At 56.2% G+C, this 13247-nt stretch carries 4 protein-coding genes; all 4 read right to left on the reverse strand.

The window, feature by feature from the left end; translation table 11 throughout:
- Positions 1–9: 9 nt before the first annotated feature.
- From EJ361_RS21720 to EJ361_RS21735, 4 genes are read right to left on the reverse strand one after another with little or no spacing between them, the layout of a single operon-like run.
- A complete protein-coding gene (locus EJ361_RS21720; RefSeq protein ID WP_126248277.1) occupies positions 10–4071 on the reverse strand; it encodes a hypothetical protein in 4062 nt (1353 codons plus the stop codon).
- Between the two features lie 3 nt (positions 4072–4074).
- Positions 4075–6228 carry a hypothetical protein gene (locus tag EJ361_RS21725; RefSeq protein ID WP_126248279.1) on the reverse strand — a complete coding sequence of 718 codons (2154 nt, stop codon included), beginning with the start codon at positions 6226–6228 and terminating at the stop codon, positions 4075–4077.
- 3 nt (positions 6229–6231) lie between these two features.
- Entirely contained in the window at positions 6232–10983 is a 4752-nt protein-coding gene (locus tag EJ361_RS21730; RefSeq protein WP_126248281.1) for a DUF6603 domain-containing protein, read from the reverse strand.
- Between the two features lie 14 nt (positions 10984–10997).
- Positions 10998–12971 carry a DUF4135 domain-containing protein gene (locus EJ361_RS21735; RefSeq protein ID WP_126248283.1) on the reverse strand — a complete coding sequence of 658 codons (1974 nt, stop codon included), beginning with the start codon at positions 12969–12971 and terminating at the stop codon, positions 10998–11000.
- Positions 12972–13247 lie beyond the last annotated feature (276 nt).

Below are 13247 nucleotides of genomic sequence, written 5' to 3' on the forward strand. Positions count from 1 at the left end.
GAATACAGTTTATTGGGTGATAGACAGGAGGGATGCATCGGTGCCGTTGTTGACGCCGGTCACATCCATGTAATCGACATAGACCTGCACCTGTCCGCTGTTTTCGGCAACGAACGCTTTCGTGATGTTGAACATGATCTCCGCACCGGGCGCCAGATCAATGTCTGCCGAAGGCGTGCAGGCCCAGTAGTTCCCGTATTGCAGGTTGTTGAGGCATTTGAACGTCCAGCCGGTGCGGGAGATCGCTATGTCCGGGACTTTATCGTCGCCGATCAGCTGGCCGAAATGCAGATAGAAAACAGCGCCGGTATTGGGGTCGCCTTCGGGCAATAATTGGCCGGCTTTGAACGTGATGGCTGTGGGTTTTCGGTTTTTTACGGTTAGGGTGAAGTCGTTGTCCTGCCCCGGCACCGCTACCGGCTGGCCCAGTGGATTCAGCAGCGTGAAACTGAGCAACTGCGGATTGAGCCGCAGCCAGCCTTCCCGGATGGCCTGGGGCGTATAGGTGGCGATGGCCTCGCTGGTCGTGAAGCTGATATCGGGGGCTACGGCCCAGACGGGCTTGTCGGCCACGAGTGTTTCTTCCACCCAGCTCCATTGATAGCCTTCTTCCGCGGGCAGGGGCAGGTTGAAACCGGTAATGCCCTGCAGCACGGGCGTGGTGAGGAACGTCATTTCGAGGGTGCTGACGATGTCGGTGTACTCATCGGGCGGGATCTCGATGGACATCACGGGTTGAATGCCGCTGGTGGCGTAAATGGCGGCCCTGGGGTCTACCAGCATGAGGATTTTCACCGCATCCTGCATCACGTTGGCCGGGTCGGGCGCATCGATTTTCGGGGAAACGTTCACCATCAGGTTAGTGCTGGCAGGCTTTACTACGCCGCTGGCGCCGGTGGCGGCTTCACAGTAGAAAGATGAGAAATCGTATCCCGCCGTTCCCTGTTTAAAATACCCGATCAGGCCATCGTCGATATTGTCCAGGTCGCCAAGGATGACAGGGAACTGCACGCCGGTGAAACCATTGTCCTCCGGCTCCAGCGTATACCAGCTTTGGTTGGCCGCCGGGCTGCCCGCCGCTTCCAGCCGCAACATGGCTTGCGTAATGGCTACCGGCCGGCCGATCAGTACCGCCAGGTCATTGTTTTGCGCGTAGTTGGAAGGGTTCACGAAATTATGCATGGAATCCACCGCCGTCCAGAAATCGAGGAAGAAGGCGGGCGTACTGGCAGCGAGACTTTCGGCGAAAGCGGCGAAAACGGAATTCTGGTACGCAAAAACGGAAGCTACGGACTGGTTGATGGTTTTGTTGTCGCCCGGGGCGGATTGCCAGAGGATGGTGGTGTGGTCGCCGTCGAGGAACATGGTGCCGAGGGCGTGGCCCTGCTGGTCATAGAAAAACAGGCTGGCGTCGAGGTGATTGGGCATGACCCAACCGCAAATGGGTGAGGTGGCCGGATGTACGGTCATTTCCTGGGATTGGTCGCCATCGGCGGACAGCCATCTGAAAATCAGCCGTGAGGGTTGTGAAATCCGCGGCGGCAGGAACGCCGTTTCCGGGATCTGCTTGCCATTGTACCAGCTGATCATGGAATTGGCATAGCACTGGTCGGAAATCTGGATTGCACGTTTGTTGCCGTACACGTCTACGGCGGTGAGCCGCGCGTTGAGGTACCCCGCGCGGATGGGGTTGTAAAACCCGTTCGGTTCGGGCGATACGCTATAGGAATCCCCGACGATCTCGTTCACGCTTTCGGTAAGGGGCGCATACGGGTTATTGCCCGGTACCTTGATGTTCAGTTGCAGGTCCTGGTCCTGCATGATGAGCGAATTCCCGAACCCGTTGATGGAAAAGGTGACGTACTTGCCCGTTCCAAGATCGTCCAGGATGGTTTGCAGCGTTTTGTCGGTATGGTCTTCCAGGTATTCCGCCAGTTGTTTGGCGAAGCTGTCGGCCGCGCTGAGCGTAAGGATCGCGGAGCCGCTGTAGCCTTCCCGGTTATGCGCGATGAACTGTGTGGGGTCGGATGGACCTTTATACGTGATGAAACCGCCGGCGTTCTGGTCTACGTCGTAATTGTTGGTGAAGAAATTGGCACTGTACTGTTGGAGGTTTTCGCCCTGCATCGTGGGCTGTAACGGCGAAAAATCCGCTTCCCAGATCACCATGATGGGGTTCCAGGGATTGCCGTTCCACCAGCGCACGGCTTTGGGTGCCGGCAACTGGCCGGTAAAGGTGTAAGTGGATTGGGGCGATCCATCCAGCGCTGCCTGCAAACTGTCTTGCAAAACGGAGACGGCAATGCCGGTGAGGCTGGATACGATGTTCGTGTTCAGCAGGCAGCTTTCTTCGATCAGGCTGTTGAAAATGGTGGCTTGCGGTAAATTGTTCGGGCCGGGAAGGTCGATGGTGTTGAACTGCGTTGCCGGGATGGTGATGTTGTTGACAACGATGGAGGAAAGCAGTTGATCGTTGATCCGGCAAACCAGGTACCCGTCTGCATCTACGCTGGCGGTAACGCTGAAGCGCGCCGTGCCGGCGAATTCCGGCGCGGTGAGGAGGAGCACCGGTTCGTTCGGCTGCCAGTACCTGCTGGCCGGGGTTTCCTTCAATTCGAGCTGCGGCTTGATCCTGCGTTCCTGGTTAAGCGCGCCGAGCTGATCGCCTACGAGTTTGCGCTGTGCGTCGAGCTCGTCTTGTAAGGAAGTGAGTTTCGGGAAAATGGCGTCTTCGTAATAGCTGATCTGTGAGCGGATGATGGCGTCGAGCTCGTTTTTGGTGGTATCGTCGTCGGCTTTCATCAACCGGTACCAGTTCGCGAACAGCGTGCCTTTGAAATGGGCGTCATAATCGGAATAGTAATCATATTGCTGCTGGATGATGTTCAGCTGGTTCAGGGAGATGCCCATCTGTAGCGGGATATCGGTGGCCGGAGTGTCGTTCCCGGGATCGTTGATATCGTCTTCGTCCGGTTTTTGGACGATGAGGTAGGTGATGCCGGCATCCGATGGATTGAACTGTTTGCCGTGGAGCAGTTCCTGCAGCTGCGCGAGCTGGCCGGCCTCCGGTTCCCGGAAAATAGGCAGGATGCCCGTCTGGAAAGCGTTCAGCAAATCTTCGAAGAAATCGATATCCGGATGCAGCCGCTTTTTGAAATAGGCGGAAAATGTTTCCGAAGGATTGTTGCCGATGGTAACCGCTGCGGGAATGGGCCCCTGGTTGGGACTGTCCACGATGTAACTGGTTTTTACGTTCCAGGTGATGGCTTCCGTCAAACCGCTGTAAAACGAATAGACCGGCGTGGCGTCGCTGTCTTTGAACGTCCATCCATAGGCGGTTTGTAACTGGTCTTTCGTTTTGCCGCCACTAAGGGGGTCGTTGGCAGGCTGGCTGTACCAGCCGGTTACCTGGTACATCACATCCAGGGGGCCATCGAGTTTATCCATATCGTCATAGAAGCCGAAGATGTTCCGGGAGTTGGGATAGAAGGCGGCGAAACACGTATCGCCGTTCGCAACGGCGCTCAGGTCCTGCCCCGTGAGGTCCTTGAATTTGTTGGGGTCGGCGGGTTCGTTCCAACTGGTGGTAAACAATGCGGAGATGCCCGTGTACCGGTAGTTTTGTTCCTTGTTACTGACGGTTTTAACCGGCAGGGTCACAACGGCATCGGTGGGGTGAACGCCGGCGTCGTACAGGCCGTCGCTCTCGATGATCCAGGAGGTGCGGGAAGGCGCGCCGTTAGTGATAATGATACGGCTCAGCAGCCACCGGTTGGGCGTAACGGCAAAATTGGTTTGATTGGTTGCCGGGTCATAGTTGCCCCTGGTGAGGGCTTCGGGGAGCGCCCAGTGCAGGTGGATCCCTTTTTTCAGGGGGTTCAGCGGTGCGTCGGTGAGCTTGCGCACTACGTTGGAGCCGAGGAAGGCGTCGTAGATGCCGGTCTGGTTGATGAACGTGGTGGTAGCGCCGGCGAAGGTGCTGGTACCGTTGGCGTCTTCCTGGTCCTTGATTCCCACGCACAATGCGGTGATATCCACCGGTACGATCAGTCCGTTTTCTGCTTGAGGCATACGTCAGGCTTTAGTATTGAGAAAATCAACTTTTACGACTCCCTTGATCATTTCCAGCGCAAATTGCGCTGCGGTGAAATCGGAGATCCCTTCGCTGAGGGGCGGGGCGTTCAGCACCGTTTTGATGGCGTCCGCGGCTTTGCTGACCTGCAGGGTTTGCTGGTTGCTGCGGGTAGTGATCTTCGCGGTATATCCGTCGATCCCCGAGCCGGGGTCTCCGCCGCCCTGGATCACGCGCAGGGTGGTAACGAGATCGGGATACACGCCTTCCACGCCGGAATGCAGCGCCTCCGGCGGTTCGTGGATGGAAACCCGCTGTACCACGCCGTCGAAGATGCACAGCAGTACTTCTTCTGACAGGTGCTCCATCCGCAGCTGCTGGACCTCCGATGTCCCGGCGGCATCGTCGTATCCCGTGATTTCCATACCGGGCCAGCCTTTCAGTACGGCAGACCGCAGCAGGAAACCGGTGATGGTACCGGTATTGTTCACATATCCCTTCAATGATTTTTTCCTTTTCCTGAATTGCGTGGCCGTTTTTCTTGCGTTGACGCGCAGCTTCGCCAGGAAAGGCGTTTCCACGATCATGGACGCCGTTGTGGAGCGCCCGATGCTGAAAGCCCCGTCCATCAGCGCGTCTACCCAATTATTATCGATGTAGAAGAACCGCAGCGATTCCGGCGGCAACATGCGTTCGTCGGCCACGAGGTAATTGAACGGCACGCCGTTCAGCAAGCTCAGCCGGGCCATCCAGTTCACGACGTCTTCCGGCGGTGAAATGTCTTTTTCCATGCGTACGCTCCTGGCGGCGAATACGTCGCCGAAGGCTTCGATGCCCTGGTATTTGTTGTTGATGATTTTATTTTCTTCGTCGATCACCTGCCAGGCGTACAAGCCTTTTTTCCAGTTGTAGAGCGACGATGCGAAGTTCTTGTTCTGCAACGCCAGCAACTGCCCCAGCTGCCAGGCGGCGCCGTAGGAAATGTCGAACAGGCCGGTGTCGGGATTGTAGCGGTTCGCCGCGTCGGAGCAGGATACGGGAAATTCAATCGTTTCCCTGACCATGTAAGGCAATAGCGGACTGCGGTACCAGGAAACGGTATGGCCGCTGTGCCGCAGCGAATGCCCGTGGGGCGTATATCCCATCATGATGGCGTTTTGCACCAGCACGGTAGCGTCGGCCGGGCTCAGCGTGCCCAGCGCCTGCTTTGCCAGGGCGGCTTTCACGGCGTCGGTGGTGGGCGGCGTTCCTTTGAAGGGCACCTGCAGCACCGTGAGCCCCTGCTGGCCGAGCTCGTTTTTGTTCAGGTGCTCGAGGAGGCTTTTGAAGGTTTCGTCCCGGGAATTGACGGTGTAGCTCCAATTGATGTAAGTTAACAGCCGAACGGTAGTAATGCCGGCGGGCAGATTGCTCTTGCCGTCGTCATCGGGCAGGTAATCGCCGAAATTTTCGAGGGAAACGAGGAAAGCGTAATTGGCGGTATCGTTTTGCGGCAGGCGGTTTCCCAGCACCACGGTAAAGTTTTCCACTTCTTTCGCCAGTTTATCCGTTTTGTCGAGCGTCTGCATTTTACGGATGTGCGCCAGGAAGGGGAGGTCTTTCTTCGTGGGTGCGATCTGGTTGAACAATGCCGCGGGGATGTCGATGATGTTGCAATCGTCGTCGGGCGTTTCGCCGTAGTCCAGTTTTTGCATGCCGGGGTAGGAGAAAGTACCTGTGGGCATGGTGCCGGTGCCCGTGGTGGTGGAGCCCGCCACGGTGATGGCGGTACCCGCGGGCACGAGGGCTTTCGCTTTCTCCCGCACAACCACGGGCTGCTCGCCTTCGCCGAACAACAGCACCGCCAGCCATGGCGCCGTGGCATCGCCTTTTACGCTGCTTCTTTCCCAGGGCAGAATCCGGCGGTTGAACAGCACATGGGGCAGCGTTCCGCCGAATTCGCCGTTGGCCAGGTTCTGCGGGAAGTTGGAATTGATATCGTCCGGGTCGAGGGAAAACCGTTCGCTGGTAACCGCAAATTTCCGGCTGGCCGAAAATTCCCCCGGCTGTTGATTCGTCTGCTGCTTCACCGTGATCGTATACTCGGCGGATTTCAGCGGCGGAATATCATACTGGATAAAAATTACCTCATTTTCCGCGGGTGTGGTGTTCTTCATAGCTTAGTTTTTTTCTTCTCCCAATAACCGGAAGAGCGGACTGGCCAGTAAATAATAAGTTTCCGGGTCTGCCAGTTCCACCACGTTGATCTGCACGTCCAGATCGAATCCAAGATCGGTAACGGCGCTTAGCAGCATGGGCCGGTTGGCCTGCGCCTTGTTGGCCATGATGGTGCCCGATACGGTTACGTCTTTGAAATCATCGGTCAGCGGCACGAACGTTTCCGTCCAGGTGAAATGCTGGAGCTCGGGATCAAGGCGGAATTGCAGGTATTGCAGGTCGATGGGCAAGGTGCTGGCAGGACAATCCTTGTACGGCACCATGGTAAACCCGGTGAGCACATCTTTGAGCGTTGTATCGTTCAACGGATCGCCCACATTCGGATTGCCGTTCCGGTTGAAGCTCACCTTCTGCCATAAACCTTTCGGTACGTTTTTCAGGATGGGCGTGGCGTGGAAGGTGGACGAATCGCCGCTGTCGCTGATGATCTCGACGACCTGTTTGGACTGGAAGGCGGAGCTGTCGAGCCCCACGGGGCGCACTCCGAAATCCGTGTTCTGTAACGGCGCCGGAATGTCCGGATCGATGACGATGCTGATCTTATCGTTTTTGTTATTGGTGAAATCCCATTCTTTCGAAGGAATGATGGCGTCTGTCGTCAGTTCGAATTTTTCCGCGTTCACGATCCAGTTCAGTTCGCCGGGTTTATCGCTCAGTTGCGCCAGCAATCCATCGGCTACCAGAATTTTACATACGTCCGCATTGCTGCCGGTTTGTATGCCTTGACTTGCGCCGGCCGGTAACTGGGGAAGCATGTCTCGCGTGAACTCGTCCCAACCGATTTGCTGCGGTTTGTTCTGGCTGCCCGCACCGAAGGATATGGTGAAGGAAATGATGGTGACGTGAATGGTCGCCTTTCCGCTGAATTCCGGTCCCCAGACGTGAAGGCCTACGCCAACATGGATGGTGATGGTTTTCTTCGTGAATAGCAGGTTGACGGTGAAAGACGCGCCGATGTCCGTATTGGCGACGATGTCGTAATGGAAAGGCTTCCACAAGATGAGGAAATCGGCCTGGAGGATGAACCAGGCGCGGATGCCGCCGCTTTGCCATACGGCTTCCATCAATCCGCCGGCCATGATGGCATTGGAGGTGAGCGCAAAGTACAGGGCGCCCTTGATCATGAGGTGACTGTCTACCTTCCACGAAACCCCCAGCCGGGGTACTTTCGGGTACCAGTCGGGGACTGTGTAATTGGAATTGTATCCGCCAAGCGTAATAACGAAATCGCCTTCATGATCGCCGCCGAACCAGAAGTAGAACGCGAACCCGCCGGTGAGGTGACAAGCCTTGGCCAGCACGTACGAACTGTCTGTCAACTGTCCCTGTATCGAAATCATTCCCGACCCGTCCACATAAGAAGCCTTGATGGCCAGTTCTGCATACGCTACCGCCGGAATGCCCGTGCTGCCGCCCGTACCCGGGGGGAGTACCACGCGGGAAAGCCCGAGCAGTGCGATCTCCAGGCGGGTGCCGAACATCACGGTGAGCAGGGCGAAGGAGTTCACCATTTCGAACGACGTAAAGTTGATGCCCGCCGCCAGCCAGGAACTGCCGATCTGCGGGGCCACGATGCCTTTCTGCACGATGTCTGCCAGCACGCCGTTCACCTGTTCGGCAATGTCTTTGGTAGGATCGGGCGCCGGTCCGCCGCCCGTGGCCCAAACCACGAACGGGAAGGTCGCCACGCCGGTAATGTCGGGGATCACGAGTTTGCGGTTGAAGCCGAACCCGGCGGAAAGCCCGGTCACGAAGAAGAACGGCGGCCCGCCGATGGGGAAATTCAACACGGCGTACAGGAACATGGAGGGTTTTCCTTCCACTTCCGTATACCCGCCGATGCCGCCGATGGTAAGCGCGGGTGTTTTTACGAGGATGTCGCCATAGAGGTTGACGGGCGAGAAGCTGCCCATCAGCCCGCCGGAAATAAGGATGGGGCCGCTGTTGTAGGTGATGGAAATGCCGCTGAGGGCGAAAGAGATGTCGAACGTACTGATGGCGGAACTGATGCCGAAACCGTTCAGGCCGATGCTGAGGCCGCTGGCGGTGGCGGTTACGTTTACCATGACGTAAATCCGGGATTCCTTGTACCCGATACCGATCTTGTCGAAATACAGCGGCCCGAAATTCTTCTGGATGTTGAACCATTTCGCTTTCACGGCATCATCTCCCACCGCTGCCAGCTCCAAAGTGGGGCTGTCGCTGCTGTCGCCGCCCAGAACAAGGCTGAGCGGGTACAGCGTGCCGCCGATGTTGACGGTCATGGAAAAGGAAACCTTCCCGTTCAGGCCGTCTTCGGGCAACAGCGGATAGCCGGCCGGGTTGGCGACGAGGGCTTTGATCTGATTGTTGATGTTGGTGGCGAGCGCTTTGGTGGTGACGACGGAAACGAAGTTTACGTCCACCGCCGTGATTTCGAGTTTCCCGGCCGGGATCAGCGTTGCGACTTTATCAATGATGGGCAGGTTGGCGAGATCGATCACCAGGTCGGAGGCCAGCCCGAAATAATAGATCCATTGCTGGTCTGCAGGGTTTTTCATGGCGAGGAAAACCGCTTTTCCATAGTTGGCGGATTCCAGGGAGAAAGCCAGCGTACTGGAGGTGAAATCGTACATCATGGAGGCGCTTTTTAGCGCCAGGTCGAGGCCGGCGGGAACGGCAGGCATGTCGAACCCGAAAGCGCCCACGATATCGGCCAGTTGCAGGTATTCGGATGGCGTGAGGGCCTCCCAGGAGGCGGTGAGCTGGGAATCCGTGGTGCCGGAAGTGAAATTGATATGGAAAACGGACTCGCCGCCGTTAGACACATGCTTGAGGGTAATGTCTCCCGACATCACGTTTTTGAAATTGTTATTGCCCTCGTTTTCGAGCGAAAACTTCACGTTGATGGCCAGTTCCGTAGTCGTGAACGTGATTTTGGCCGTAGCGCCGAAGGAGAAGTTTTTGGTGGTGGAATTGAAGCTGACGGCCAGGTTCATCAGCGTGATGGTTTGCATCCATTTCGGTGGGTCGGATACGCCGAACATCTGTACCACGTAGGAGATGAGGTCGCCGATAACGATGGGGTCGCCGTCTTTGGTGCGGCCGCTGAACTGCCATCCGCCTTCGGGCGTGTTGTTGATGGACGCGCTCAGTTCCACGCCCACTTTGCTGATCTGCAAAACGGTGGCCACGCTTCCCTGTATCGGTTGCTGGATATTGGCAGGGTCGCGGGTGAAGTGGAGCTTGAATACGTTGATGGCAATATTGTTCGTGATCTGCCAGACTGTGGCCGATTGTGCATCGAACCGGAAGCTTTGCAGCGAGGGCACCACGCCGATCTCGAGCACGGAAAACGAAAAGTCGGGCACACCGTCGGGTACGGTCACCGTTCCTTCGAAAAGCTGCATGGCGATAGCGGTAAGGCTCAGCGTTTTTCCGGGTGCGAGCCCCGCCGTGATGGCCCAATCCGGGTTGTCTTCCGTTTTCCGGAGCGCGCACAGGAGGAAGTTGCCCGTCCCCACTTCGAAAATTCCGTACAGATCGCCCAGCACATTCCGCGTGAGGGGATCGGTGAGGTTGTAGATATTGAACCCGATGGAAATCTTCGTGATGGAGAAATACCCTTCGATCACGGGCCAGGAAGAAGCCGTGGCCACTTCGAACTGCAATTGCGTGAGCACGCTGGTAGTGGCGTTGAAATTGACGAACAGCGCGTTGATATCGATCTGCGGAATGCTGCTTAAACCTGCGGGGAGGGAGTTCAGGAAATCGGTCCCGCCCGCCAGGGCGAGCAGGTCCGAGAAACTGGGCAACGTTACTTTTTCGCCGGGTTGCAGCCCGAAAGCCCATTCTGTGGTACTTCCCAGGCTGGCGCCGAGGTATGCGGGCACGTTGACGCCGCCCAGCACGAAGGTGCCGGTAACGCTGGCGGTGGTTTGCCAGTTGGCGGCAGGCGCCTGTTTGGTGAGCGTGAGGTTGACCTGGAGCCCCGGCAGCAGGAGGATCTGTTTGTCCACGATCGTCCAGCCGTTGGTCACGGAAACGCCGATGGTGAAGTAGGTGATGGATTTTATGTCGACGTTGTACGAAACGTCGAAACTGTTGATCTGGATCCCGGTGAGCGCACCGGCCAGCGCTGAAGGGAGGAACTGCGTGATGTCCTGGCCGGCGAGGAGGGAACTGATTTCGGCCGGCGTCAGGTTTTGATCGCCGCCTTCGGCGATACCGATCTGCCAGTCGCCGCCCGTGCCGCTTTGCAGCACGATGGGGATGCCGCTGCCGGAAACGCCTTTGCTGGTCACGTTGAGGTTGAACCGGAAACCCACCAGGCTGAATTTTTCAGACAGTGTTTTTTGGAAGGAAATGTTGCCCGCCGTGATCCAGTCTATGACGGGCAGGGTGGGCGTATAGCTGGCCGGGAATACGGCATTGGCCGTACCCACTACCTGGTCTTCCTGCAGGTCAAAGGTGAGCGTCAGCGCGAGGGTTTTATATCCCAGCAATCCTGAAGTTCCTTTCACGGTCACCGAATCCGTTCCGGGCGCGGGTTTTTCGGCATTGGCGAGCAGCAGTGTTTCCTGTTGCAACACATCCCGGAAGAACGTGTCCATGAAGTCCAGCCCGAAATCCGCCGGGGTGATCAGCATGTCCCCGTTCGCCTGTATGGGGATGGCTTCCATTTTCTCGATGATCTGTGCTATCAGTGAGGCCATAATTTGGTGGATTGTCAGTTAACGGGAAGTGCATCGTGCAGGCTTACGTCTTCTACGTGCAATGAATTGGTAATGGAGGTTTGCAGTAACAGCAACCGGGCGGGATATCGCGCGTCTCCCAATGCCTGTACCTGCTGCTGGTCGATGACCACGTCGGTCGGGATATTGGGAAAAAAGTCAGGCAGGGGGTACGTAACGGGAAGCTGCTGTGTAGGCGGCGGTGGATCGGGATTGTCTATCGTCACGGAGGGCGTTATCTGCACCTGGGCGCCGATGGAATCTACGATCTGCTGCATGCCAATACGGTAGTAATAAATGGGAATGTCCAGCTGATTAAGGTCGTCCAGGCATTGGCTGCCCGCCAATACGTAGAAGTTCGGCAGGTCGGGCTCCTGGTAATTGCTCGCATCCACCTCAAGGCGGCCCCTGACGAGCGTTTGCATCGTAAACAGCTGGCCGGTGGCATTTGATGGATCGAAGTAGTAGGGCGAGATAAAGGAGTTCTTGAATTCCGCGGTAGCGTATGGGATGTATCTCACGACCACATTGTTTAGCCGGTCGAACCAGTCGTTGAACGCAAGGTTTTGCTGGGCGGCCCGTAATACCGTCATGCCGTCTGTGAACCCCGTCAGCAAAGCTGGCTGGTCTATCGGCACGTACTGCTTGTTCCGTACGCCTTCCCACCGCCATAGCCGGTTTTCCTTGTAATCCGTTTCGTAACGCCGGTTCAGGAAGCAATTGTTCCCGGTGGCTGCCGGTGGCGGGGTTACCCATGTGAAATCCTGCGCATTCAGGAAGAGCCCGTTGATCCCACCGATTGGCATTCCCAGGCCGGAAATCAGGCTGGTGGCCCCGATGGAGTTGGTTTCCTTGTTCAGCGATATTTCCATGTCTATCAGGTACGGCAGGTACGTTTTCACCCGGAGGTTTTCCAGGTGAAGGTCCTGGATGGAAAAGCTGCAGGCCAGTGCGGCGATCGCGCCTTCCGTCCGGTAAAACGTCCGGGTGATGGCCGCGGCGTCCTGGCTTTTGAAAATGAGGTAATCGCTCTGCGCAAAAGGATAATATCCGTTGAATTGAATGGATGTGCCAGACAGATCGTTGTTGAGGAATTCGATGTAGCCATATGCAGCGCGCACCGGAAGGGGCGGGCCGGCCGGATGCAACGACTGGTAATTGCGTGGCAGTATGCCGTAGACAGGTACGGGTAATCCTGTAAATCCGGGATGGGTGGCTTTGTATGCCGCCAGTTGTGCGTTGTAAATCTCGAAAAGACTGGCCGTCATGAAACCGGGAACAACGGCGTTTACGACGTCTGACCGGCCCGCCAGCAGACAGTCGGCCTCAATATCGCTGGGTTTGTAAACGAGCCTTTTAATTTCGGTGACCGGGTTGTAGTCGAATAATCCTACCACATCCACATCAAATGCAAGGATCAATACCTGCGTGCCGCCTTTATGGAAATCGGAACCGGTGGATTTGATGGCGGTCAGTTCCTGGATAGCGTGTATGGTATTAGGCGTCAATGCGTCGAAAAAGGCCTCGAGCAGTGCTTTATCGGCATACATCCGCCGGCAGGCCTGTTCGATGTTCCCTGTGAAATGATTGTAGAGCAATTGCAGGGCGCCCGTGGAAACAATGAAAGTTCTCCGGAAATCCACAAGGTTGGCGGGGTAGTCATTGTTCAGGATATTGGTGTCGAAATATTGCGTATATGTCTGGTTGTTGGGAATGTTGAGACTTAATGCCTGGTCTACCGCCGTTCCGATAAATAAGTCAAACATCATTGCCATTTCATTCATGAGACTGGCGGATCTCACGGCAGTTTGTACAAAGCTGTAGTTGGCTGCGCCGAGATTTACGGCCAGCGTTGTTTGAAAAAATGTTTGCGCATTTTGCAGATAATCGAGGTATAACGATGCGCGATAGATGTCTGGTGGCGTAACGCGCAGGGCTTTCAGTTCGGCGGCCAATTCAGGATATGTCATAACAATAAGGTTTTTCGGACAATACGCGACACGTACACCTGGCGCATGTTTGCGCGAGATGAGGCAATGGCTGGCCGACACCGGATAACTGGAATGTCGGTTGTACCAGCTGCATAGCAGGACTACGTGACTAGTTGATCACAAATAAAAACTCAGCAGGAAGATGAATGATGAATTACCGATTACGGGTTTAATGGATTTTACAATGAATCTATTTTAGGGCTAGACGATCAGTTAAATAGGGCGATATGAAATTAGCACTAATTATTTTATTTC

Source organism: Chitinophaga rhizosphaerae (genome assembly GCF_003958645.1).
Taxonomy (GTDB): Bacteria; Bacteroidota; Bacteroidia; order Chitinophagales; family Chitinophagaceae; genus Chitinophaga; species Chitinophaga rhizosphaerae.

Bases quoted from the DNA above. Each gene is read 5' to 3' on its own strand.
- EJ361_RS21720 (WP_126248277.1), bottom strand. From the start codon at position 4,071: ATGCCTCAAGCAGAAAACGGACTGATCGTACCGGTGGATATCACCGCA.
- EJ361_RS21725 (WP_126248279.1), bottom strand. From the start codon at position 6,228: ATGAAGAACACCACACCCGCGGAAAATGAGGTAATTTTTATCCAGTAT.
- EJ361_RS21730 (WP_126248281.1), bottom strand. From the start codon at position 10,983: ATGGCCTCACTGATAGCACAGATCATCGAGAAAATGGAAGCCATCCCC.
- EJ361_RS21735 (WP_126248283.1), bottom strand. From the start codon at position 12,971: ATGACATATCCTGAATTGGCCGCCGAACTGAAAGCCCTGCGCGTTACG.